25 protein-coding genes are annotated in these 24,166 nt (G+C 67.1%); 6 read left to right on the forward strand and 19 right to left on the reverse strand.

Features of this window, described 5'->3' with window-relative positions; genetic code table 11:
* From NM2_RS43610 to NM2_RS43655, 10 genes are all read right to left on the reverse strand, one after another.
* A partial coding sequence (locus NM2_RS43610) for an NADPH-dependent FMN reductase (RefSeq protein WP_067682852.1) occupies positions 1-597 on the reverse strand: 597 nt, incomplete at its 3' end.
* An 87-nt stretch (positions 598-684) separates the two neighbouring features.
* Complete coding sequence (locus tag NM2_RS43615) at positions 685-1,182, reverse strand: nuclear transport factor 2 family protein (RefSeq protein WP_218026110.1); 498 nt, start codon at positions 1,180-1,182, stop codon at positions 685-687.
* Positions 1,183-1,284: 102 nt separating this feature from the next.
* Positions 1,285-2,055: an IclR family transcriptional regulator gene (locus NM2_RS43620; protein WP_084532212.1), complete on the reverse strand. Its 771-nt coding sequence runs from the start codon at positions 2,053-2,055 to the stop codon at positions 1,285-1,287.
* A 6-nt stretch (positions 2,056-2,061) separates the two neighbouring features.
* Positions 2,062-3,333: an MFS transporter gene (locus tag NM2_RS43625; RefSeq protein WP_067682856.1), complete on the reverse strand. Its 1,272-nt coding sequence runs from the start codon at positions 3,331-3,333 to the stop codon at positions 2,062-2,064.
* 110 nt (positions 3,334-3,443) lie between these two features.
* Complete coding sequence (locus NM2_RS48435; RefSeq protein ID WP_084532214.1) at positions 3,444-4,295, reverse strand: nuclear transport factor 2 family protein; 852 nt, start codon at positions 4,293-4,295, stop codon at positions 3,444-3,446.
* Positions 4,292-5,578 carry an acyl-CoA dehydrogenase family protein gene (locus tag NM2_RS43635; protein WP_067682858.1) on the reverse strand — a complete coding sequence of 429 codons (1,287 nt, stop codon included), beginning with the start codon at positions 5,576-5,578 and terminating at the stop codon, positions 4,292-4,294. Before NM2_RS43635 ends, NM2_RS48435 begins: the two co-directional genes overlap by 4 nt.
* Before the next feature lie 307 nt (positions 5,579-5,885).
* The gene (locus tag NM2_RS43640) at positions 5,886-6,896 is read right to left on the reverse strand and encodes a TIGR03619 family F420-dependent LLM class oxidoreductase (RefSeq protein WP_067682860.1); all 1,011 of its coding nucleotides are present in this window, start codon (positions 6,894-6,896) and stop codon (positions 5,886-5,888) included.
* Positions 6,897-6,918: 22 nt separating this feature from the next.
* A complete protein-coding gene (locus NM2_RS43645; protein ID WP_067682862.1) occupies positions 6,919-8,094 on the reverse strand; it encodes an acyl-CoA dehydrogenase family protein in 1,176 nt (391 codons plus the stop codon).
* Between the two features lie 155 nt (positions 8,095-8,249).
* Positions 8,250-8,927: a GntR family transcriptional regulator gene (locus NM2_RS43650; protein WP_084532218.1), complete on the reverse strand. Its 678-nt coding sequence runs from the start codon at positions 8,925-8,927 to the stop codon at positions 8,250-8,252.
* A 289-nt stretch (positions 8,928-9,216) separates the two neighbouring features.
* On the reverse strand, positions 9,217-9,474 hold the full coding sequence (locus tag NM2_RS43655) for a hypothetical protein (protein ID WP_157121847.1): 258 nt from the start codon (positions 9,472-9,474) through the stop codon (positions 9,217-9,219).
* A gap of 151 nt (positions 9,475-9,625) precedes the next feature.
* Here NM2_RS43655 and NM2_RS43660 point away from each other — a divergent pair, with 151 nt between their 5' ends.
* The 6 genes from NM2_RS43660 (at position 9,626) to NM2_RS43685 (ending at position 14,479) form a co-directional block, all read left to right on the forward strand.
* Positions 9,626-10,279, forward strand: coding sequence for an MspA family porin (locus tag NM2_RS43660; protein WP_067682898.1), 654 nt, complete (start codon positions 9,626-9,628; stop codon positions 10,277-10,279).
* A 216-nt stretch (positions 10,280-10,495) separates the two neighbouring features.
* Positions 10,496-11,167, forward strand: coding sequence for a GntR family transcriptional regulator (locus tag NM2_RS43665; protein WP_067682866.1), 672 nt, complete (start codon positions 10,496-10,498; stop codon positions 11,165-11,167).
* Between the two features lie 151 nt (positions 11,168-11,318).
* Positions 11,319-12,185 carry a fumarylacetoacetate hydrolase family protein gene (locus NM2_RS43670; protein WP_067682868.1) on the forward strand — a complete coding sequence of 289 codons (867 nt, stop codon included), beginning with the start codon at positions 11,319-11,321 and terminating at the stop codon, positions 12,183-12,185.
* Between the two features lie 28 nt (positions 12,186-12,213).
* Positions 12,214-13,146: a VOC family protein gene (locus tag NM2_RS43675; RefSeq protein ID WP_067682870.1), complete on the forward strand. Its 933-nt coding sequence runs from the start codon at positions 12,214-12,216 to the stop codon at positions 13,144-13,146.
* Positions 13,147-13,165: 19 nt separating this feature from the next.
* Entirely contained in the window at positions 13,166-13,576 is a 411-nt protein-coding gene (locus NM2_RS43680; RefSeq protein WP_281182838.1) for an SDR family NAD(P)-dependent oxidoreductase, read from the forward strand.
* 117 nt (positions 13,577-13,693) lie between these two features.
* A complete protein-coding gene (locus NM2_RS43685) occupies positions 13,694-14,479 on the forward strand; it encodes an IclR family transcriptional regulator (protein ID WP_067682872.1) in 786 nt (261 codons plus the stop codon).
* A 25-nt stretch (positions 14,480-14,504) separates the two neighbouring features.
* Here NM2_RS43685 and NM2_RS43690 read toward each other — a convergent pair whose 3' ends face one another.
* The 9 genes from NM2_RS43690 to NM2_RS43735 all read right to left on the reverse strand — a co-directional run bounded on the left by NM2_RS43690 (position 14,505) and on the right by NM2_RS43735 (position 24,105).
* The gene (locus NM2_RS43690; RefSeq protein WP_067682874.1) at positions 14,505-15,110 is read right to left on the reverse strand and encodes a TetR/AcrR family transcriptional regulator; all 606 of its coding nucleotides are present in this window, start codon (positions 15,108-15,110) and stop codon (positions 14,505-14,507) included.
* Between the two features lie 79 nt (positions 15,111-15,189).
* Positions 15,190-16,620 (reverse strand): aldehyde dehydrogenase family protein, encoded by a 1,431-nt coding sequence (locus NM2_RS43695; RefSeq protein WP_067682900.1) that lies wholly within the window; start codon positions 16,618-16,620, stop codon positions 15,190-15,192.
* Between the two features lie 504 nt (positions 16,621-17,124).
* Positions 17,125-17,817 carry a 3,4-dihydroxy-2-butanone-4-phosphate synthase gene (locus NM2_RS43705; protein ID WP_067682878.1) on the reverse strand — a complete coding sequence of 231 codons (693 nt, stop codon included), beginning with the start codon at positions 17,815-17,817 and terminating at the stop codon, positions 17,125-17,127.
* Entirely contained in the window at positions 17,814-18,329 is a 516-nt protein-coding gene (locus tag NM2_RS43710; protein WP_067682880.1) for a flavin reductase family protein, read from the reverse strand. Before NM2_RS43710 ends, NM2_RS43705 begins: the two co-directional genes overlap by 4 nt.
* 144 nt (positions 18,330-18,473) lie before the next feature.
* Entirely contained in the window at positions 18,474-19,079 is a 606-nt protein-coding gene (locus NM2_RS43715) for a TetR/AcrR family transcriptional regulator (protein WP_067682882.1), read from the reverse strand.
* A gap of 178 nt (positions 19,080-19,257) precedes the next feature.
* Entirely contained in the window at positions 19,258-20,706 is a 1,449-nt protein-coding gene (locus NM2_RS43720) for a carotenoid oxygenase family protein (RefSeq protein WP_245718534.1), read from the reverse strand.
* A complete protein-coding gene (locus NM2_RS43725) occupies positions 20,703-21,530 on the reverse strand; it encodes a fumarylacetoacetate hydrolase family protein (RefSeq protein ID WP_067682884.1) in 828 nt (275 codons plus the stop codon). Before NM2_RS43725 ends, NM2_RS43720 begins: the two co-directional genes overlap by 4 nt.
* A gap of 1 nt (position 21,531) precedes the next feature.
* On the reverse strand, positions 21,532-22,458 hold the full coding sequence (locus NM2_RS43730; protein ID WP_067682886.1) for a VOC family protein: 927 nt from the start codon (positions 22,456-22,458) through the stop codon (positions 21,532-21,534).
* An 18-nt stretch (positions 22,459-22,476) separates the two neighbouring features.
* The gene (locus tag NM2_RS43735; protein ID WP_439956989.1) at positions 22,477-24,105 is read right to left on the reverse strand and encodes a bifunctional 3-(3-hydroxy-phenyl)propionate/3-hydroxycinnamic acid hydroxylase; all 1,629 of its coding nucleotides are present in this window, start codon (positions 24,103-24,105) and stop codon (positions 22,477-22,479) included.
* Positions 24,106-24,166 lie beyond the last annotated feature (61 nt).

The following is a 24,166-nucleotide window of genomic DNA, read 5'->3' on the forward strand; positions in this document are numbered from 1 at the left end:
GGGCAGGCCCGGCGGCATCGGCGGAGGCGGCGGCGGGCTGTTGCGCAGATGATGCAGTGCGGTGGTCCAGCGCAGCAGTTCCTCGAACATGGCCTCGGCCGAACCCGTGTGCATCGGTCCGGGGTTGAAACCCTCGTCGTTCACGTGCTGGAACACCAGCGGAATGGTGACGCCCTCGGGGACCGGCATCATCTTCACCGTGGTGACGATCTGCTTGAGCACCTGCACCGCGCGCAGACCGCCGGAGATTCCGCCGTAACTGACGAATCCGACCGGCTTGTACAGCCACTCGTTGTGCAGGTAATCGATCGCGTTGAGCAGGGCGGGCGGCGGCCCGTAGTTGTACTCGGGCGTGACGAACACGAACGCGTCCGCCTCGTCGGCCAGCGCGCTCCACCGCTTGGTGTGCTCGTTGGCGTACTTGGCCATTCGCGGGTGGCCGGGCTCGTCGAGCAGGGGCAGCGCGACCTCCGCCAGATCCACGAGCTCCACCTCGAAGCCCGCGTGCTCGGCGGCGGCCTTGGCCGTCCACTGTCCGATCGGCAGTCCCAGCCGGCCCGGCCGGGTGCTACCGATCACCACATGCAATTTCGGCAACCGTCTATCCCTTCTTTCGTGACAGTACGGATTCGTACCGTACTGTTGTTGGCTGAGAAGCGCTCCGCGATGAATGCGGAGTGCAGTTCAGGACCGCTTGTCGCTGTTCGGCGGGCCCCAGTGTTCGACGATCATCCCGTCGTGCACGCGGAAGATCGTGGGGATGAACGCCTCGGGTCCGCCGTTCGGTGCGGCGGGGTTCGGTGGCAACTTCAGCAGCAGCGTCACCAGGTCGCCCTCCGCGACCACCGCGACCGGGGCCGGGCCCGGCGGGACGCCCTCGCGGAATTTGGCGGCGAGCGGTGCGCGGCCGTTGCCGACGGCGGGATCGTGCTGGATGTACTCCTCGGCGAGGAAATGTTCCAGCAGGGCGTCGATCTCCTCGTCGATGCGGCCGGTCTCCACGACGCGCGAGAGTGCGACCTCGAAGTCCAGCACGAGCCGCTTGCGGCTCGCGATCTCGGGGTCCGGTGACGCGGCGAGGGCGTCGACGTAGTCGGGCCGGTCGTACCAGGTGGTGAACAGCCTGTCGTCGGTGATCGTGGCGACGCCGTCGGTGATGGTGAAATCTGACAAGTAACTCACCCTCGGTTCTCGTGTGGTCGAGCCATGGCTCAATCGTACAGTACGGTACCGTACCAATGTCGGCGTGATAAGCAAAGGTTCCGTTCGTGGGCGGCCAGGACCTCAGCCGGGGAGCGAGAACGTACTGTTGCGCAGCGTCCACTGGATCCGGGAGGCCGCGTCGAGCAGCGGGTGGACGACCTCCATGATGTCCGGTTTGGTTGCCAGCCGCGGGCTGAACGCGGCAACGCTGATGGCGCCCAATGGATCTCCGCTCAGCGTCAGGACGGGAACGCTGACCTCGTTGACGGCGAGGTCGCTCTCGCCGATGGAGTTGGCCCACGCGCGGGCCCGGACGATCTCCAGGTGGCGAATGAACTGATCCCAGTCGCTGATCGTGCGTTCGGTCACCTCGGCCAGATGGCGTCCGGGAAAGCGTTCGGCCACCTCGCTCGGAGAACAGAACGCCAGCATGGCCTTTCCCGCCGCGACGCAGTGCGCCGGACGCACCTGGCCCATCTGCGAACCGAGCGGCTGGGAGCCGGTACCGGCCAGCGACAGGATGAATCGCACGCTGCGCCCCTCGGGGACGCCGTAACTGGTCCGCAGGCCCAGTTGATCGTGCAGTTCGTCCAGGATCGGCGCGATGACCTCGTTCATCGTCACCGTGGAGGCCATTCGCAGGGCGACCTCGTACAGCGCCGGGCCCACCACGTAACGGCCGCCGACGTGTTCCTGGCGTGCGCAGCCGGTCGCGACGCAGTTGGCCAGTATGCGATGCGCGGTGGAGCGGGCGACCTGGAGTTCGTTCGCCAATTCGGTCAGCGCGACGCCACCGCGTTGCGCGATGATCAAAGCTGCTCGCAGGGCCATCTGCCCCGAATTCATCGACATCGAACATCAGGCTACGGAATGTGCCGCGACATTTCCGCTGTCCTCCGGTTCGGCCTGGTTCAGCCGCGGGATCCACAGCACCGCTATCAGCGAGGCGGCGATGCTGAACACGAGGCACAGACCGAAGAGCAGAGCGGGAGACACCGCCACCAACGCGGGGGTGACCAGGGCGAACACTGCCGCGCCGACGCGGTTCATCGCGAAGGTCAGCCCTTGCACTGTGCTGCGCTGCAGGGTCGGCACGAGTTCCTGGGTCCAGACCTTGTAGAGCGGTTCGCCGGACAGGCCGAAACTCAGGGCGTTGACCACCACGGCGACGATGAAGCCCATGGGGGTGGGACCCACCACGAGCAGCACGATCCAGGGCAGGGGCAGGATGACCGCACCGGCGGCGATCCACAGCGCGCGTCGTCCGGAATCGACGACGCGCAGGTATAGCGCCGCGGTGATCGCGCCGAGCGGGAAGGCCACCAGGCTGATCGTGGACCAGGTGCCCAGGCTTCGCCCGGTCAGGTGGGTCCACAGGTAGGAGCCGAACTGGCCCCAGGTATTCGAGCCGATGCCCCAGAGCGTGTAGTAGATGCCGGTGGCCAGGACCGCGTAGAGCAGGGGGCGGCGGAAGATCTCCCGGAGCTGCCCGAGCTGGATGGTCCCGTCGGCCGGGGCGGTGGCGGCGGCGCGGCGGGCGGTGATCCACTCGGCGGACTCGTGCATTCTCGTGCGCAGGCCCAGGACGACGAGCGCGATGATCGCGAGGTGGCCGAACAGGATTCGCGCACCGAGCGCGCCGAGGGGGGACAGGAAGATCGTCAGGACGGTGACGACGGCCACCCCGGCCACCCAGAGCATCTCGGAGAAGACGACCATCCGTCCCTTCTTGCCCGCCGGGGCCTCCTCGTTGATCATCGCGAGCGAGACGGGCAGGTCGGCGCCCATCGCCAGGCCGCTCACGACCACGCCGACATAGAGCATTCCGACCCCGGTGGCGAACGTCAGGATCGCCACTCCGACGGTGTAGAACGCCAGGGACGCGGTGAACACCGGCTTGCGGCCCCAGCGGTCGCCCGCCCGGCCGCCGAGCAGGGTGCCGACCGCGAGCATGATCGTCTGCAGGCCGATCAGCGCACCGACCGCATTCCCGCTCAGATTCAGGGCATGGGCGTAGAGGACGCCTGCCGCGACCCCGGTGGTCACCAGGGTTCCCGCATCGAGGTACGAGGCCATCCCGGCGAGGACGGCGACTCTCCACGGGTGGTTGGCCCGTTGCGCAGTGGTCATGTGTGTAGTTCTCCAGGCGTCATTGACCGAATATGGGCTTGCGAGTAGAAGTTTCGATTGATTCGAGCGGGGCCCCGGGCGAGCCGATCGCCGCGGGGGCCGACTACCGCTCAGCCCAATTCCATTGGGGCGGCCTTGTTCTGGCCGTCCCAATGTTCGGTGAGCAGGCCGTCACCGATCGTGAAAGCGTTGAAGATCAGGAAGGGGTACTTGACGGCCCGGTTACTCGGATCCGTCTGCGGTCGGCAGACCGCGTAGACGACCACGTCGCCTTCCGCCATCAGGATGGTGGGCGGGATCAGCGGCTCCGCAGGCGCCTCTCGCAGTTCCCCGGGGATCATCCGCACGAGGTCCGCGATTCCGGCGGCTCCCGGTCCCACACCCGGCATGTGCTGGCGGTAGTCCTGGGCGAAGAACCGCTCCGCCGCATCGGGGTCGTGCGCGTCGAACACGCACCGGTAGGCGTCGATGACCAGGCGCTTGTTGCGTTCGAGTTGACTCTTGTCGGCCGTGGCGGGCGCGATCGGCTGCCGCGCCTGCCGGGTCTGCCGCTCCCAGACGAGCGGAGCCGCCCTGTTGTAGCTCGACCAGTGCTCCGCGATGAGGCCGTCCTCGATCCGATACGTGTCGAAGTGCCAGTAGTCGAAGGTGGCGGCGGCATCGCCGGGCTCGGGCTGGGGGAGGTAGTGACAGATCGTCACCAGATCGTCCTCGGCCAGCACGAACTCCGGCTCCACCGGTTCGGCCTCGGTTCCGGCCAGGCGGGGGGCGCGTATAGTCTTGCGGCGCAACTGTTCTGCCAGGGCATCGCGTCCGTCCGGGATGCCGTAGCCGTGGTCCCGATAGTCCTCGGCCACGAACTCGGCCACCGCGTCGGCGTTCTGCGGTACCAGCGCGCGGGCGTAGAAATCGTGGACGAGCCGCTTGTTGTGTTGCAGCCGTTCGGTCGTGGCGGTCGTCATGCGTTGCCCGCCAAGGTATTTCGGCCTGCCGCGAAGTGCACCTTCGACATGGATTCCGCGAATTTCTCCTCATCGGCGTAGATGTTGGTGCGCCCCATGAGGTAATCGCGGGTGTAGCGATTCATCCGCGAGCCGTTGCGGCCGCCCTCGCTGGTTCCCGATGTCCGGAACATCAGGTCGACGGCCTCCCAGCCCAGGTTGATCGCCTGCTGCCGGGTCAGGTTGTACTGGAAGATGTCCGTCGCGGAGAAGCCCGCACCGTCCTCGGTTGCCTCACGGCATGCCGCCATCAGCCGTTCACTCGTCTGGACCAGCAGCGTTTCCGCCGCCTCGACCCGGCCGCAGGCCAGGCCGTACCAGCGCTGGAAGTCGTGGGTCTCGCTGAGCGTCAGGGGCAGCGTGTTGATAGTCGGGGAGTCCGGCAGCACCGGAGCCTTCTTGGTGACGAGGATCCGCTCGTATTCGTCGAGCGCGGCGCGCGCGCAGCCGACCAGGACGGCGGTGATCTCCAACGGCGCGAACATCATCGGCGGCGCGACGTACATGGAGTTGCCGTACATCCGGTAGCCCACCGTGTCGGCCCGCTCCGCCAGCGGGAACGGGTCATCCAGCACGAAGTGGTCGGGGACGACGGCGCCGTCGATACGGATGCTGTTCGATCCACTGCCACGCATGCCGAACGCGCTGCCACGCCAGTTGTCCAGTGACGTCCAGTCCGAGCGGGGCACGAGAACGAGCTTCAGCGGGGCGGTCTCGTCGACGACCGAGCCGGTCTCGTCGACCACCTTTGCCCAGACCATGGCATGAGTCGAATACGGTGATCCGGAGCAGTAGTCCCATTTCCCGTCGACTTTCCAGCCACCGTCCAGCCGCTGCGCGGTGCCGCCCGGAATCGCGCGAGTCGATGCGGCGAACTCCCCGTCGGGGGAGAACGCCTCGATCTGCGCGGACTCGGGGAACCAGGCCGCCAGCAGCAGCACGTGCGCCGAGGCCAGGGCCAGGCACCAGGCGCTGCTCGGGCAGCCGCGCGCGATCTCGCTGATCACCCGGGCATACGTCGTGATATCGAATTCGTATCCACCGAAACGTCGCGGCTGCAGTATCCGGTAGAAACCCGCTTCACGAAACAGCTCGTGCATTTCCGGCGAATATGTTCCGCGCTCCTCGACCGCCGCCTGCTCCTCGAGCAGTCGCGGCCGCAATTCCCGTGCGCGCTGGACCAGATCGTCCGGAGTGAGGCCGGGCTCGGGCTGCGCGATCGTCACTTCGGTGATTACGGACAATGTTTTTCTCCCTTCCCTTCCGACCTGTCGATGACAGCGCGATACGTCGATGACGGTCGGGGGATTGTTTTGCGTATCCAGGTTTCTTCCGGCCTCGGTCCGGATGGGATACACCAATCAAAACCGCGCTGCCTGCACTTCGGCAAGCTTCCGGAAATGGGGTTCCTCTATGTGGAAATCAGCCGGCGCTGACGGGCTGTTGTACTGCCCGCCGAGTCGAGCGGCCGCACAGTAGTCGCACAGAAACCGAGAAGGCCGCCCGAACTCATCGGGGCGGCCTGCTCGGGTGTGCGCGGATCGGTCGTTTCTATGAATCGAAATCGAGTTTGTTCCAGACCTCTGCTATGTGCTCCAGTGCGGCGAGTCCTTCCTCGGGCTCGTCATGAAAGTTGTACAGCGGAGCGATGAAAAGGTTGGCTCCCGTTTTCGCCAATTCGGGTACCCGTTCGAAGGAACGCTCGACATCGGCGCGGGTCCACATCTTGGCGGGCTTTCCGTCCGCGCCGATCGAGGGCACGTTCAGCTGGAAGACCAGATCGCTCGGATCGCGCCCGGCGTCGGCGGTCGCCTCCTTGACCGTCCGGATCGCCTCCGGGAACTGCTCCGGCGGCACCAGCCACGGCAGCCATCCCTGGCCCATGGTGGCCACTCGTCGCACGGTGCGCTTGCTGAACGGCCCGGCGAAGTAGACCGGGATGCCTTGTGGCGAAGGCGGTTTGGGCTCGAAGAAGATGTCCTCGAAGTTGACGGTCTTCGAGCTGAACGCGACGGGCTCGTTGCTGCCGGTGTGTGCCCAGAGTGCCTGGCAGGCGGCGATCGTATCGTCGAGGACCTGGCCGCGCTGCTCGAAGTCGCGATCCAGCGCGCGGTATTCCCCCTCGATCCAGCTGGCGGTGACGCCGAGCCGCAGACGGCCCTGCGCCAACCAGTCCAATGTGGCCGCCTGCTTGGCGAACAGCACCGCCGGATGCAGCGGCGGGATCGCCATCGCGGTGTACAGCTCGGCCCGGGATGTCACGGCCGCGATCGCGCCCATCGTGGTGAACACCTCCAGCCAGGGCACGTTGCGCGGCGGATGCAGCATCGGCTTGTCGGGCGGGTAGGTCTCACGCACCCGCCGCAGGTCCGCGAGCGACCGATAGCGCTTGTCTTGGTTCACCGGCTCCTCGTCGAGCGCCATGACCACGTGCGAGGACAGGGTTATGGCGTCGATTCCGAGTTCATCGGCTCGTCTGGCGTGTTCGAGCAGGAGCGGGAAGCGGTCGGGCCCGTAGGCGAATCCGGACAGGTAGATGCCCAGCTTCGGTTTTGCAGTCATGCTGTCTCCCTTCGCGTTTCGTCTAGAACAGGGCGTCCATGTGATCGCCGAGCCCCTTGCCCAGCAGTGCCCGGCCCGCGACCGAGGAGACGTATCGCCAGTCCAGCACGCCGTGGTTGCGCATCACCTGGGTGTCGCGGCAGATCCGGTCCAGGGGATGGCCGGTGCGGTGAATGCTCGCCCCCATGGCTCGGACCATCAGGTCTACGGCCTCGAACGCCTGGACGCCCGCCGCCGTGACGGAGAGGTTCAGGTCGGCGCGGCGTTCCAGGTCGAGTACCTCTCCGGCGCCGTATCCGGCGTCGATGATGTCGATGGCGTTGCCCATCATGAGTTCCGCGGAGCGCACGCGGGAGTACGCCTCGCCGTAGGTCTGATGGATGAGCGGGTCGTCGGACAGGTTTCCGCCGGTCTGCAACCGGGTCCGGTTCTCGATCCCCGCGCGGAACAGGTCCAGGGTCGCGTCGGCGACGCCCAGTGCCACCGCCGGGTGGATCATCGGCAGCACCCGGTGCATCGGATACCGCAGCAGGGGGTAGTCGTACGCGTTGGCTCCCGGGCAGTCGGCCGCGGCGGCCACCTCGAACCCGGCGACGCGATGTTCGGGAACGAACACGTCGACGACTTCGACGTCGTTGCTTCCGGTCGCCTTCATGCCGGGCACGTGCCAGGTGTCGTGGATGGTCGTCGAGGACACCGGGACGATGCACGACACCGGCCCGTCGTCGGCGATCGCCAGCAGCACGACCCACTCGGAGTGCAGGATTCCCGATGCGAAGCGCCAGCGCCCGGACAGCCGGTACCCGCCGGCGACCTTCTCGGCGCGTCCGGGGGGAGCCGATACCGCCGCCGCGAGCACCCAGGTGCGGCCCGCGAAGACCTCCTCCTGCGCGTCGAGGCGGAACTTGGACAGCAGCCAGGAGTGCGACATGAGGAAGCCGCCGATCCAGCCGGCGGAGGCGTCGCCGCGCGCGAGCTTGCGGGTGATGTCGATGAACGCGCCCAGGCCGATCGCCAGCCCGCCGACCTCGGTCGGCCGCATCGCGCCGAAGAGGTCGGCGGCCTCGAAATCGGAGATCGTGGTGTCGGGGAGTCGTCGGAGCTCCTCGGTTTCCGCGCCTCGCTCGCGCAGGACGGGGACGAGTTCGTCCACGCGCTGGCGCAGCTTCTCCTCGGTGACTACGGCTGGTCGGGTCATTGGCTGTCCTTACTCTTCGGTCGTTCGTGCGGGGCGCGTTCTCGCGGCCGGGTCGTCGGCACGCGGTTCCCCTCGCCGAGTGCGATGCGTTCAGTCCGGTACCGTATCGTACTCCCTGGCGTGCGCGGACCTCAATGCGATGACGTTCAGTTCGTCTACGTGCTGTGTGGTTCGTCCGCCGCGCGCTCGAGCAGGATGTCCGTGGTGCACTGAATGTGCGCGCGCAGTGCGGCGACCGCTTCGTCGGTTTCGCGGGCGATCGCCAACTCCATCAGTCGCCGGTGCTCACCCGCGACATCTCGCCCCTGCTCGGTGCTCGCACCCGACCACTGGCGGTAGACCTCCGAGGTGTCTCGGAGGCTGCGTACCAGAGCCAGCAGGCGGGGGCGTCCGCATCCGGCCACCAGCGCGTCGTGGAACGCGGCGTGCGCCTCGATCCAGTCTTCGCTGGGGAGCTGTCCGTTCGGTATCGCCGTCTGCTCGAGTACGTGATGAGCGGACAGGACCGAACCCTCCCACTGGAGTCCGCCGTTCTCGATCGATGCCGCGATTGCCTGACACTCCAGTGTGATTCGCAAGGCGGTGAGGTCCTCGAGATCGGCGGGGGACAGCGCCGTCACCCGGAAGCCCTGGTTCGGCGTGGCGGTGACGAGTCCGTATCCGGTCAACCGGGTCAGTGCCTCGCGCACCACCGACATGCTGACGGAGAGTTCCCGGGCGAGCGTGGTCAGGCGCAGTGGCGAGCCTTGGGCGAGCCGCCCGTTCAGGATGTCCGAGCGAAGGCGTTGGAATGCCGAATCGGTCCTGGTCACGCCCTGATCGCTCACCGTCATGCATCGAGCTTATCAACGATCATCAGACGAACCCGGCAATCATGAATTTATCGATAACTATGTGAGTTTCGATAATTGCTTGCTACTGTGCAGTGGTCGGCGTCACAGCACGCCGCGATCACCCCCCCGGACTCGACCATGTCGGGCTCGGCGGTGAGGACCACGGCACCCCCCGGTCCGATCTCGCCGAACCGGACGGTCGAGGCGCCCGGGTTTCACATGAGGGCCGACCGGTATCGCGCCGGTCCTGAATGGTCGAACAACGAGGTTTCACCATGTCGCCATGAATTCACTGCTCACCGATCTCACCGGTGATGTTCATCGAGCCGTCTCCCGGCCGCGCGCCGACCGATACCGATAGCCGGTCTCGGCTTCTGCGCTCGTCCGCGGGCTCGTCGACGTTTGTCGTCCGGACTGCGGAGACACCGCAGCGGATATGAACACGACCGGTTCCTGCCGCTGTGCGGCCCTCACTGTCGAGCGTAATCGCCACCAGCACAAGCTTTTCCGGCTCGACAGAACCGAATCTTCGCTGCGGCGTGTCCAATTCGCGGACCTGCCTGATTCACGATGATCAATTCGAGATCAGCACGTGCCGAGAGCATCTGCCCGGTGCGGCGTACAGGCGTGCGGATTCGGCCGCCGACTTCATCGAAGTCCTTCTCGCGCAAAGCGATTTATCTCAGGGGTACTGGAATATGAGCATTCGTACAACCATGGCTCGCGGGGCCGGTGTGGTTGCTGCCGTCGTCGCGGCCATGGGACTGTTGTCCACCGGCGCCGCGAACGCGGATACCTTCGTCCCGCTGCGGGGTGGGAGTCTCACCCAGACTCTTCCCGACGGCACCGTGGTGCACCTGTGGATAGACAACGAGTCCGCCGAGATCAGCCCGTCGATGGGCGCCACACCGGTGCACCGCAATGCGTGGGTCTCCGGTTTCGCCCACGCCCAGTACAGCGGGAACAACGTCTCATCGACCAAGATGGTGCCGGGGTACGCGGTCGGCTGCCAGGTCGATCTCAGCAGTGGCGCCACCGCCAGCGGCAACTCGAAGGTGACTTCTTCCTCGAGCAGCGCGACCGGTGGCGGCAGTCTGACCCTCGGGCCGGGCCAGGTGAAGCAGTTCACCCTGCTCGACTTCGAGATTCCCGACATGTACGGAAAAGATGCCCACAAGCCCGCCCTCCTCTTCAAGGGCAACCACGGGTCGGTCAGGTGGACCGACGAAACGATCGGCCTGAGCGGCTGCGGCGGTTACGCGCAGGCGCGTTCGTTCGTCTGGGCGGAGGTCAACACCGACCACGGGGTAGCGAATCTCACCGTGTGGGGCACTCCGTTCAGCCTCGGTTGAGTTCGGTCGCGCGGCTGAGGATCGATCAGATTGTCCTCGGGGTCGGCGACGAATGATGCCTCCGATCATGTCGCGTCCGCTCGATGCCGAAAGAATCGATTTAGAATTATGAAATGTATATTACTGACCATGTTCTTCTCGCCCGACATGGGCGAGCGCGAGCGCGGTCGGTGTGATATCTGGTATGAATATCGATTTTTTGGCTAGAGTGCGGACATGAAACGCCAGCGTGTGGGTTCCTCGCTAGTCGAGGATGTGCAGGCCGAACTGCGCGAAGAGATCCTTCTGGGTGCTCGCGCTCCGGGTGAGCGGCTGCTGGTGCAACCGCTCGCGGAGCGGCTGCGAGTCAGTCTTTCCGTCGTGCGTGAGGCGCTCACCCGGCTGGCCGAGCAGGGATTGGTGAGGTCCGCGCCCCAGTTGGGTTTCGCCGTGGCGTCCCTGTCCGTCGCCGATCTCGCCGATCTCACCGCTGTCCGCATCGACATCGAGAAGGTCATGATCCGCCGGGCGATCGCCGAGGGGGATCTCGCCTGGGAGACCTCGGTCGTAGCGGCCCATCACCGTCTGGCCGGTACTGACCCGCTGCTGGACGGCGTGATCAATCCGGCATGGCGATCGGCGCACGCGGATTTCCATGCCGCTGTCGCGTCCGGATGTGCCAGTCCGCTGCTGCGAACCTTCCGTGCGGGGCTGTACGACACGGCCGAGCTGTACCGCGCCTGGGCCGCGCGGGTCAGCCGCAGTCGAGATGTCGCCAAGGAGCATCAGGAGATCTGTGAGGCAGTGCTGGATCGCGACGTGGACCGTGCCTGCGCGCTCATGGGGGCGCACATCCAGCTGACGACCGATCTCCTGCTCGAGACTCTGGATGCCGCCGAAGCGGTCTGAGCAACGACCCGACCTTCGCAGTCCTCCGGCTGCACGGGACGTGGGCTCACGCGAGTGGGTCAGCTTTCGCTCTTCAATTTCGATTTTATCTTGATATATCGATCATCTGTGCACACACTGGGGTTCAACGACACACTGAAGGGCTGATCTGATGCGACTTGCGAATCTGGCCGGGCGGGCCGTCCTGCTCGTTGACGGCGGAGCGGTGGACGTGGAGCGGTTGACCGATGGAAAGTTCGGGCCCAGCGCCCGTTCGATTCTGGACAACTGGGAGGCGTTCCGCGACGCGGTGTCCGGCGCTCGGCTGGACGCGGCCGAGCGGACCAGCTACACGCTGGCGGATCTCGGCGCACCGGTACCCGAGCCGCGGCAGATCTTCGGGATCGGCCTGAACTACGCGGATCACGCCGCCGAATCGGGGGCGCCGAACCCGGACTTCCCGGTGGTGTTCACCAAGTTCCCGAGCTCGCTGGGCGGCCCGGCCGCGCCGGTGTCGCTGCCGTCGGCCGGTGTCGACTACGAGGCCGAGCTGGTGGCGGTGGTCGGCAAGCGGGCGGACCACGTGTCCGAAGCGGACGGGTGGTCCTACATCGCGGGACTGACTGTAGGACAAGACCTTTCGGAGCGAGAGGTCCAGCTGCGCGGCCCCGCCCCGCAGTTCTCGATGGGGAAGTCCTACCGCGGCTTCTCGCCCTGTGGCCCGGCCGTGGTCTCCCTGGACGAGCTCGCCAACCCGGACGATCTGGCGATCAGCGGGTGGATCGGCGACGAGGTCCTCCAGAAGAGCCGGACCGAGAAGCTCATCTTCTCGGTGCCGAAGCTCGTCGCGTACCTCTCCGCGATCTGCACGCTGTACCCCGGCGACCTGATCTTCACCGGCACCCCGGCGGGAGTCGGCGTCGGCCGCAAGCCACAGCGATTCCTGCGTCCGGGGGAGACGCTGGTCACCGAGATCGAAGGCCTCGGCCGACTGGAGATCCCGCTCGAGCAGGGATACGAGTCCTCGGCTTCCGCCTGAACCGCCGCCGCCTGAACTGGAGTATGTGATGCCCCTCCACGGAATGTCATCGTTGACCTTCGGTGTGCCGAACATCGCCGAGGTCGCGAACTACTACGAGGAATTCGGTCTCAGCACGACGCGCACCGACGCCGACGGGACCACACACCTCGCGACGGTCGAGGGCGGCGAGCAATTGCACATCGCCCGAGCCGACCGACGCCGGCTGCTGGCCATGTCGGTCGCCGCCGACGACCAGGACGACCTGGACCGGATCGCCTCGCGGCTGGAGCGTTTGGAGCTCACCGTTTCGCGAGGGGAGGGGTCGATCACGGCGCGCGACCCCGGAACGGATGTCGTTGTCTCGGTAGAGATCCGGCCCCGGATCGTGCAGGCCCCCGCCGAGCCGGTGGACTACAACGCCCCCGGCCGGAACCCGCGCCTGAACCTCCGCGCGCCCGGCATCGACCGCACCGGCCCGGTTCGCCCGCGCAAACTCGGTCATGTCGTGATCGGTTCCACCGACCAGCCCGGCAGCCAGCGGTTCTTCACCGACGGACTGGGATTCAAGATCAGCGACATCGTCAAGGACCAGGCCGCGTTCATGCGGTGCAGCACGGACCACCACAACGTGCTGATCCAGGCCGCGCCGATCACCATGTTGCACCACACCTCGTGGCAGGTCGACGATGTCGACGAGGTCGGGCGGGGCGCGACGGCGATGCTCGAGCAGGACCCGGGCCGCCACGCCTGGGGGCTGGGACGTCACCACATCGGATCCAACTTCTTCTGGTACTTGAAGGATCCGGCGGGGAACTTCAGCGAGTACTACTCCGATATGGACTGCATCGTCGACGACGAGCTGTGGGAACCCGGCGTCTGGGAGGGGGCCAAGGGTCTCTACAGCTGGGGGCCCAAGCCGCCCGACTTCTTCCTCAACCCCGTGGATCTCGCCGAGCACATGATCAACGCGCACGGCTGAAGGGGCGTCGCGACACATTATCGAAAGATGTTGTCATGCAACACAAGCGACACTTCCATATTTTCCTCTCCGCCGTGAACGACGGAGTGCCCGAGGCGGATACACGGCGAGCAAGTGGGTTCTGCGCGGCCTGTCCCGATCGGCCTCGCTCGACCTCGGCGAGCGGGGGATCCGGGCCAGTGCCGTGATGCCCGGAATCATCGGCACCCCTTTGGTGGAGAGCGCATCTCCGGCGTTCAGGGGCGCGGCGCTGGCGGAGATTCCGCTCGGCCGCATCGGCGAACCCTCGGATATCGCGCCCACCATCGTGTTCCTCGTCTCCGACGAGTCGTCCTACTACAATGGCGCTGAACTCGTCGTCGACGGTGGGCTGACGGCACATGTCTCCCACAAGAGCATCGCCGACGCCACGCGTCCTCCGGTGCGTTGAGCGTCGGTGGCGAGGTACCCGGTCGGCGAATCGGACCGACGTCCCGGTGGCCGCGCTTCATCGAAGTGCGCCTGCCGTGGTTGAGACAATCCGCGGCGGTGATGTGAGGAAGGCGATGTGAACTCGGCGCAGCTGGCCCTGACGGCGGTACAACTGGTGGCGAGGCGTGGCGGCGTCACGCTGACCGAGCTGGCCCGCGAGTTGCAGATCCCCGCCTCCACCGCGCACCGCGTGCTCACCAATTGCATCGCGACGGGCTACGTGCAGCAGGAGTACGCCGGCGGCCGCTACATGGCGGGACCGACACTGCGTGATATGGCGCTGGAGATGTCGTGGGGCGTGTCCGTGCACAACATCGTGTCGCCGATCCTGAGCGAAGTGCGCGATCAGCTGGGCCTCACCACGAGTATCAGTGTGCTGGAAGGCCGTTCGGTGCGGTTCGCCTCGTCGCTGGAGGGCGGCAGGCAGCACCGGCTGGCATCGCGGCTGGGCCGGGTGATCCCGGCGCACGCCACGGCTGCGGGCAAGGCCGTGCTCGCTTTCTGCACGCCTGCCGACCTGGTCCGGCGCTATCCCGGACGCAAGCTCGCACCAGTGACCGACCGGACGATCGCCGAGTGGGATCAGCTGACGCGCCAGTTGGATACGATCCGCGCGCGGGGCTGGGCTATTTCGATCGGTGAGAGCGAGCCGACGATCAACGACATCGCCGTGCCGGTCATGACCCTCAACGGCGACGCCGCCGCCGCGATCAGCGTGGCCGCGGTCGCCCCGCATCTGTGCACCCGAGCCGAGATCCTCGAGGTGCTCGATCCGCTGATCGCCGCGGCATCCCGGATCCAATGGACGATCCGCGCCAACGACCTCGCGCCGCACGCGCCGGGGAGTTCCGAAGCCGGGTGATCCGGTGAGTCGAACTCCCCGCCGGTCACCGCGCGGGCGGCGAACAGCCCAGCGCCGGTAGCAGGATCTGGTCGATCACCCGGACCAGGGTGTCCAGGTCGACGAAGGACCCCTCGTACAGCGGCTGCGCGAAGGTCAGGCCGAACAGCACCTGCGGCAGCAGGTCCGCCGCGGGCGGGCGGCTGGTCAGCTCGCCGCGGGCGACGGCCCGCTCGATGAACGTTTCGAGCTGTTGCGCGTCCGCGGCGAGCAGAGTGGTCCGAACCGCCATGGCGAGTTCCGGATGATTCAGCACGGTGTGATTGACCGCGGCGATGGTCGCCGTATCCGCCTCGGTCTTCGGAATCAACCGCGCGCAGAAGGCGAGCAGATCACCGCGCAGCGATCCGGCGTCGATATGGATCGCGGGCGGTGCCGTCGCCTTCATCGCGGCCAGGACCAGGGGCAGCTTGCCGGGCCACATCCGGTACAGGGTCGCCTTGCTGCAGTGTCCGCGCACGGCGAGCTGGTCCATGGTCAGCGCCTCGTAACCCACTTCGCGCAGTAGGTCCATGGCGACGCTGAGCAGTTCCAGCTCCCGCTCCGGGCCCATTCGCGGACGCCGGACGCGGTCTGTACCAGTTTCGGCCATAACTCTCTCCTCGGCGGGGGCGTCTTGTCGAAATAGTACGTCCCCGTACGGATTATCCGATCGGCCGAACCGCGTGGTCCTACCCGATCCGGTGGACCAGGTGCTTGACTTCCTGGAATTCCTCGATCGCGCGGTGGCCGTTGAGACGGCCCAGACCGCTGTGCTTGAATCCGCCCTCTTCCATCTGGTCGAAGGTCACCGCCCAGTCGTTGGTCCACACCGTGCCCGCGTCGATGCGCCGCGCTACTCGCAGCGGCCGGTCGACGTCGCGGCTCCACACCGAGGCCGCCAGTCCGTATCGGGTGGCGTTGGCGCGCCGCACGGCGTCGTCCTCGTCGTCGAAGAGCTCGAAAGTGGCTACCGGACCGAAGATTTCGTCCTGTACGGCCGCCGAGGACACGTCCTCGACCTCCAGCAGCGCCGGGCGCACGAGCCCGTCGAGACCGTCGGGATTGACCAGCCCACCGCGGACCAGGACCTTCGCGTAGGCGCTGGCTTCCTCGACGATGCGATCGACCCGCTCGGCCTGGGCGCGGTCGATCATCGAGCCCATGGTGCTGGCCGGGTCCGTCCCGGGCCCGACCCGCACCTCGGTGAGGGCCTGCACCAGCCGATCGCGCAGTCGGTCGGCGATGCCGCGCTGGGCCAGGATGCGGCTTCCCGCCATGCAGAACTGCCCGGCGAAGGTGGTGATCCCGGCGACGAGTACGGGCACGACGGCATCGAGATCGGCGTCGTCGAACACGATCATCGGGGTCTTGCCGCCGAGCTCGAGCGACAGCGGCTTGAGGCGCGGCGCGGCCGCGGCCATGATCGCCGCGCCCACCGCGGTGGACCCGGTGTAGCTCACGACGTCGGTGTGCTCGTCGGTGACCAGCAGCGGTGCGCCCTCGTTGCCGGATTCGGTGAAGGCGTTGATCACACCGGCCGGGACGGTCTCGGCGAGGATCTCGTAGAGCAGGCCGTTGACCAGGCCGGTCTGGGCGGGCATCTTCATCGCGACCGTGCAACCGGCGGCCAGCGCGGGTGCGAACGATCGCACCGACAGGATGATGGGGGAGTTCCAGGGCACGATCACCGCGGCGACGCCGAGCGGCTGCGGCAGCACCGTCGAGTAGCTGCCGGGCACCACCTCGGCGGCGCGGCCGAGGTCGGTGAGGGCGAGCGCGGCGTTGTAGCGCAGCTTGGGAATGGTGCCGTCCACCTCCATACCGGCGTTGGCGAGTGTCTTGCCGTTCTCGCGGGACAGCAGATGCACCAGTTCGTCGCGGCGGGCCGCGAGCGCGTCGGCCAGCGCGAACAGGACCCCGGCGCGGAGGTGGCGGTCTCGCGACCAGTCGGTCTCGTCGAAGGCCCGGCGTGCGGCGTCGATGGCGGCGCGGGCGGTCACGGCTCCGCCGTCGGCGTAGGTGCCCAGCGTCTCACCGGTCGCGGGATCGACGCTGGTGCCGATCGCGTGGCCGTCGCGCCACTGTCCGTCGATGAGGTTGCGAGCGTGCGGGGGAGTCATGGTGCCTCGAATCGGATTGCGGGTTTCCGCGGTGTGGTTGAAATGTGTTTCGGCCGAACGCATCCCGCGTCGACCGGTGAGCCTGTGTGCCGTGGCGGCATTATGTCCTGATATACGGACGCGGCATCCTGAAAAACAGTAACACCTCCGGTCTATGTCGCGCATGCCGTTGCGGTAAGCGGTTGGACGGTCCGGATCCGAGCCGGCCAACCGGTCTCAGCGGAAGGCCGATCTCCATGAAGCACAACACAATCGAGTCGCCGCGTTGTCCACGCCGACCGTCGGAGCCTCGGCCACGCTGGCCGGAACGGCCGACGCCGACCCCGGCGCCACTCCGTCCGACGCGGTGTCGGTGCCGATTCCCAGTGGTCTGCTGGTTGCGGCGAATACGGCCTGGAAGGCCGCCGCTCCCCATATCGGGCTGTCCAGCAGCACCGGCTCGATAGTCGGCGGCGTTGGCGGCGGGCCGCGCGGCGTTGTCGTACACGATCCGGTCTTGCGAAGTCAGGATGCGGTCGGAAGGTTCGCGGGCGCGCCCTCGACCCCGACCTCCCAGGCGTCGATGCCGATGCGGTGCAGAAAATCGTTGGCCATCCCGGCCCGCCTGATGGCTACCTCGGCGTCGGTCAGTTCGGCGCGGACCCGCGCCTCCACCTCGGCCACGGAGATCATGTCCAGTTCGTGCTCGGCGGCGAAGTCCGCTACCCGATCGCCGTGGGCGACGCCCGTGCCGTGCACCAGCTCGGCGTAGATCGCGACCGGGCGCATCCCGGCCAGCCGCACCAGATCCGAGGCGGCCTCGATCGGCGACCGGCGCGTGAGCACCCCGCCCGGCAGCACGGCGATCGGAACCACATGTCCGGGGCGCGAGAAATCCTTTGCGGTGCAATCGGAATCGGCCAGTCTGCGGGCGGTGAACGCGCGATCGGCGGCGGAGATTCCGGTCCCGACCCCGACCGCGTCCACGGTCACGCAGAATGCCGACCCCGGCCGGGAGCTGGGCAGCCACATCGGCGGCAGGCCGAGTCGATCGCAGTCGGCGGCCGGTAGCGCCACCCGCAGGAAGCCCGAGGTGTGCCGGACCAGGAAGGCGACGCCCGCCGGGGTCGCCGCCTGCGCGGCCAGCATCAGCCCGCCGCAGCCGTCGTCGTCGATCAGCACGACCGGGCGGCCCGAGGCCAGGGCCGCGGCGGTCATCGCCCGGCCTCCACTTCGATTTCGATGGCAAGCTGCCGGTAACGGCTGCCGTGGAACACCAGCGGCGCGGCTTCGCCGACACCCAGGTCGTGCACCCGCAACAGCACCACGCTGTGGTCGCCCGCGGGCACTTCCGCGTGAATCGTGCAGTCGAACCATCCGGCCGCACCCTCCACGAACACCCCGCCCTCGGCGCCCTGGCGCCACTGCCAGCCCGCGAACCGGTCGCCGTTGCGCGAGGCCAGCGCGGCGCTGACGCCTTGCTGATCGGCCGCCAGCACACTCACACCCAGCCGCGGCAGCTCCCGCAACCTCGGCCAGGTCGTGGACGTGTCCTGCATGCACACCGACACCAGTGGGGGCGCCAGCGACACCGACACGAACGAGCTCACGGCCATGCCAACTGGTGCCTGGCCGTCGTGTCCGCAGATCGCCGCGATGCCGCTGGGGAAAGTGGCGAAAGCCTGTCGCAGGTGCCGTGAATCCAGTTCCGGCGCTTCGACGTTCGTCATGATCTACCTCGATCGAGTGTGGCGGGGTGGCTGCGGTCGTTCACTCGCCAGTCACCTTAAAGAAAAAGTACTGCTTCGTTCTATATGTTATTCGAGGGGTTGTCGAAACACAATGATTTCGATAACCGAGGGTGCGTAACCTACTCAGTCGTCGCCGTGGCGCAACGCCGGTATCAGCACCGAATCCACGAAACCCAGGGAGTATTCCTTGCTGGGCAGGCTGCCCGTGATCAGGCGGTGGGCCAGGGACATCGACAGGATCAGGCCCTGGCAGTACTTCTGCGCGGGACCGTTCTCGGGGATGTCTTTTCGCTCGACGGCCCGGCGCAGGATCTGTTCCACCACGGTCTGCGCGGGCGCGCCCAGCTTTTCTCGCATCTCGGCGGCCAGGTCGGCATCGTGCAGGCCGATGTGCTCCAGCGCCACGAACAGCTCGTACTCGTCGGCCATCGTGGCCGCCATGCGCAGCGTGAGGTTGTTCAGGTCGCCGCGCAGTGTGCCGGTGTCGACATCGGACACGGGTCCCGGCTGATGGTGCCGCAGGGCAGCCACGACCAGACCCGGTTTGCCCTGCCACTGCCGGTATAGCGTCGCGGTACTGCAATGCGCGCGGCTGGCGACCGCGGGCATGCCCAATGCCTCGTACCCGACCTCGCGCAGCACCTCGAGTACGGCGTCGTACAGCTCGCCCTCGCGCTCGGGGCTGAGTCGGCTGCGCCGGGTGGGCGGAGCCTCTTCGTTGACGCTCATGCACCTCTCCCATTATCGAAACGCCGTTGCTTCGATAATAGCGTCGATCGTTCCGGGCGCTCGGGAAAGTGCTCTTGTCGGCCTCACGGCCGCGCCCCGGCCGGAATCCGTTGCCGTGCATACGGTTACGACCGATTCCGGCCGGGGAACGTCCTGCTGACGCGGTGTCCGCGCGGCCCTACCCGGCGGCGCTCGCTCGATCCAGTACCTCCTGGTCGGCCCAGCTGCCGTGGAATCCGAACGGGACCCGGACCGGCAGTTTCACTCGGGCCAGGGGTTGTGCGCGCAGGTCCGCGGCGTCGTGGATCAGCAACTCGCTCAAACCCGTGCTCTGGTCCCACCACAAAGCCAGCAGGTAGCCGTCGTCCTCGGACTTGGCGTTCGCGCGCGGGACGAACACCGGTTCACTCGGGCTGGTGAGTTCGCCGGGTCCATCGATGACCGTGGTGGCGTCGGTGTCATAGTCGTGCCGGGCCAAGCCGTCGGACATGAGGTGCGGTGCCTGGGCGCGGGTGGTGGCGAAATACCCGTAGCGGTAAGGCTTTCCGGTGAACGCGTCATTGATCTTCGGGAATTCCCCCGCCAATCCACAGATCCGGCGGTCGGTGACCTTGCCGGTGCCCGTGTTCACCCGGCACTGCCACGGATACGCCGGTGGGAACCACTCGTGCGATCCGACCGGTGTGTGCTCCCCGACCGGGGTGCCCAGGCGGGTGATCCGGTGGAAATTGATCACGACCTCGCCACCGACCTCGTAGGCGTTGGCGAAATGCGTCGGCGCGTACTGTCCCCCCACCTCGTGCCAGGTGACCTCGTGGGTGGTGCGATGCATCAACACGATCTGTGTGCCGTGTGGCAGCGCCGCGGGATCCCAAACCACCACCGGCTTGCCGGTCGGGATCAGATCGGTGCGGAACATGTTGGGCGCCACCATGAACACCGCGTAGTTCTCGGTCACGGTGTAGTCGTGCATCAACGCCGGAACACCCATGTCGAACGTGTGGGTGTCCTTGATCCGGCCGGTCCGCACATCCGCGACGTACCAGGTGATCGACGGACCCATCGCGGCGAAGAACAACATGTCCCCGGTCACCGGATCGATCTTGTAATGCGCGGTACACAGGGTGTCGATACCGCCGTGGAAATCGTAGGACCCGTGCGTTTCCAGGGTGCCCGGATGCATCGAATACGGCAGCCCGCCTTCGAAATACACCAGCAGATGATCATCGAACACCCCGACCATCGTGTTCGCGACGTTCTTCGCCGGGGGTGCGCCCTTGGGCAACACCGCGGGCGTGCCGCCGTTGACGAACCCGCTGTACACCGCCTCCCCCTGCTGAACCTCGAACTTCATCGAATCGGTCAGCACCCAGCTGGTCTTGTATGCGGCCTTCCCATCACGCAGGTAGACACCCGCGACCATGCCATCGCCCTCCCACCAGTGATACCGGTCGGCATTGCGCGGCATGAACCGAGGATTCGAGGAGATCCGGAACAACGCACCCGCGAGGTCCTCGGGGATCTGCCCGGCCACCTCCAGGTCGTAACCCTCACTCTCCGCACCCCACGGGGCGAACGGACCGTTGAGGAACTTGTTGTCGGTCGGCCAGCGCACATCATGCGTCACAGCTTTTCCTTCCGAACGCGGTTGACCAGTTTGCCGACTCCGTCGATCTCGACGGTGATCTCATCGCCATCGGTCAGGAAGAGCTGCGGATCACGCCGGTAGCCGACGCCGCCCGGGGTTCCGGTCAGGATGATGTCGCCCGGCAACACCCTGGTGAACTCGGAAACGGTCGCGATCAGCGTCGGGATGTCGAAGATGAGCTTGGACAGATCCGAGGACTGCAACGTCTCACCGCGCAGAATCGTGCGGATGCCCGCGTTCGACAGGTCGACCTCGTCCGGGCGAACCAGGTACGGGCCGACGGGGGTGGAGTTGTCCCACGCCTTGCCCTGCATCCACTGATGTGTCTTGTACTGGTAGTCGCGCATGGTGATGTCGTTGGCGACCGCGTATCCGAGCACGTGGTCGTGGGCGTCCTCGCGGGCGATGCGGCGACCGGCCCGGCCGATGATCACCGCCAACTCGACCTCGTAGTCCATCTGACTCGACTCCGGCGGCAGGATGATGTCCTCGCGCGGACCGATCAGGCTGGAGGCGTACTTGGGGAACATCACCGGATAGGTGGGCAGCTCCCGCTTGGTCTCACCGATGTGCGAGTGATAGTTGAGCCCGATGCAGACGACCTTGTCCGGGGCGGGCACCACCGGCAGCAGCCGCACCTGTGCCACCGGCACCGCGTGTTCGGGCAGTTCCGTTGCCGCGGTGAGGGTTTCGATGTCGGCCTCGCGGCCCAGCTCGGTCAGCCCGGCGAGCGGGATCAGGGTGTCGCCTTCGACCCTGCCGACGTTGCGGACACCGTCGTATTCGTATGACGCGTAAGCCATTTCAGTTCCCTTCCGAGGTCTTGCGCCACGACGCGAGCTGACCGCCCCACAGGTTCACGCTGCGCGGAGTCGGATCCCAGCGCCGCGGGGTGTAGGTGACGCGGTCGTCGTGGAACTTCTCCATCTCCGCCGACAGCTCGACGTGGTTGCCGGCCGGGTCGTCGAAGAAGATGAACAGGTTGTTGCCCGGACCATGGCGGCCCGGTCCCCACACCACGTCGACCTCCTCCTCGGTGAGCCGGTCGCACCAGGTCTTGAAGTCTTCCCATTCGGCCAGGTCGTAGGAGTAGTGGTCCAGCCCGGCGCGGCCGGTGTACACGACGGCCAGGGTGTGGTGGTCCCGGTTGCTGCGCAGCCAGGCGAAATTGCCGTCCGAGAGCTGATCGGAGATGCGGAAACCGGCTCCGCCGCAATAGAACTCGACCATCCGGGCGACGTCCCCGGTGCCCAGGGTGATGTGCTGATACTTGACCGGGCGGCGGCCGGTGTCCGCGGCGTGCTCACCGGATCGGTACACCGGCGAGTGGAAGTGCACCGTGTTGCCGTCTGGGTCGGTGGTCACCAGACCGGCCGGCGCGCCGATGGCCTGGTCCAGATACGACTCGTCCAGGGCCGTCACCGTGTGTCCCGCGCCGCGCAGCCGCTTCTCCAGCGCCTCGAGCCCGCCCGGATCGGCCACCTCGAATCCGAAGTGATCCAGCGCGGGTTCGCCGGGCAGCAGATCCATCACGTGGTGGCCGGTGCCCCAGCCCAGCCGCAGGCCGCCATCGGGGAGCGCGTCGTGCGGCAGCAGGCCCACGGCGCGGGCGTAGAAGGCCGCGGCGGCCTGCACGTCCGGCACCCGGAAGCCGATGTGTGAGGTGGCGGTGCGGATCAGCGCGCCGGCCGCGTCGGGTTCGGCGTAGGTGACCCGGTTGGGGGATGACATGATTCGATACCTTTCTTCCTAAGCGTGCACAGGTGCCGAAAGGCACAGTGGTGCAGTCAGTTCGGGTGCGCGGCCGGGCGTCCAGGCCGCGGCGGCGAAGCGGTCCGGACGCAGCAGCACGCAGCGGCCGCTGTACGGCGCGAGCTCCTCGTCCAACCGGCCGTCGAGGTCGACGATCGCGCGGACCTGTGTCCCCCCGGTGGCGGGCATCCGGTTCGTCTCCGGAACGTGGATCAGCGAGATATCCAGTCCCGCCAGCGGTTTCGCCTCCAGTGCCAGTGCGACGGGATCGACGCCCACACCGAGCAGGGACCAGCCCTGCCCGAGAACCTCGTCGAGCAGCCGGATCCGGCCGGTTTCCACGTCGAATACCGTCGGCTGCCCGACCGCCACGCCGACCGGCCCCTCCGAATCCACCAGCAGGCCTTCGGAATACGCCTGCACCGGGCGATAACGCATGTACTCGAAGAAGTCCCGTCCCGCCCGGGTGTCCAGGGCCCGGTGCAGATACGCGTCGCGGCGCGCGGCGAAATGCGCGTTCGTGGACATCACCACGCGGCGCAGCCGCTCGGACAGCGCGACGCTGGCCGCCGCATGCGGTTTCCGTTCGGCCGCATAGGAATCCAGCGCCGCGTCGGACAGCCGCCCAGCCAGTACGTCGGCGATCTTCCACGCCAGGTTGGCCGCGTCGCGGATACCGGAGTTCAGGCCTTGGCCGGCGAACGGCGGCATCATGTGCGCGGCGTCACCGAGCAGGAATGCGTTGCCGATCCGCCACCGGTCGGCGACCAGCGCGTGGAATCGGTAGTTCACCGCCCGCTCGACCTGGTCGGGGGTGATCTCGCGGTACCGGGAAAGCAGTTGCCGCACGAGTTCGAACGACGGCGGCGTACCGGCCTGCCCCTCCTCGGTGTCCAGCAGGAACTCGTAGCGGCAGCGGCCCTCGCGGCCGGGGATCACCACCCGGGGCCGGACCGGGTCGGCGTGGTGCATGCCGTACCGCTCGTCGTGCGGGTCCTCGAGCACGTCGGCGACCAGCCACACGTCGTCGTAACTGCGGCCGGTCATGGTGACGCCCAGATGTTCGCGGACCACCGACCGGCCGCCGTCGCAGCCGAGTACGAACCGGGCGGATATCGGGCCCGCGGTGGTGTGCAGCCGCATCCCGTCGGCGCTCTGCTCCAGTCCGGTCACCTCGGTGCCCATGCGCAACCGCACCGCGGGCTGTGCGCGAAGACGTTGCGCCAGTTCACGTTCCAGGTCCGGCTGGGCGAACGGGTTCTTGAACGGATAGCCGTGCCGGCGCGGGCGGTCGGTGCGTGCCTGGAACAGGGGCTGCCCGTCCGCGTCGTAGTAGCGGGTGCCGGTGCCGGGAACGATGATCCCCAGCACCTGCTCGGCCAGGTCCGCCCACTGGTACACCCGCAACGCCTCGTCGTCGATGCTGATCGCCTTCGGGTCGTTGCTGGTGGTCGTGTTGCGTTCCAGTACGACGGTCCGTACCCCACGCGCGGCGAGCAGTGCCGCGACCGTCATTCCCACCGGACCCGCGCCCACCACCGCGACATCGGCGCCGTCCATCTCCTCGCCCACGTGACCGCTCCTCCGGCTCGCTGAACCGGCCGCTTCCGCGACCGTCATCACCATAACATCTGTCCTGAATTTAAGGGTATGTGTCTCGTTATGCAGGACATGCTCGAGTGGCCGG

Source organism: Nocardia miyunensis NBRC 108239, assembly GCF_001613065.1.
GTDB classification, from domain to species: Bacteria; Actinomycetota; Actinomycetes; order Mycobacteriales; family Mycobacteriaceae; genus Nocardia; species Nocardia miyunensis.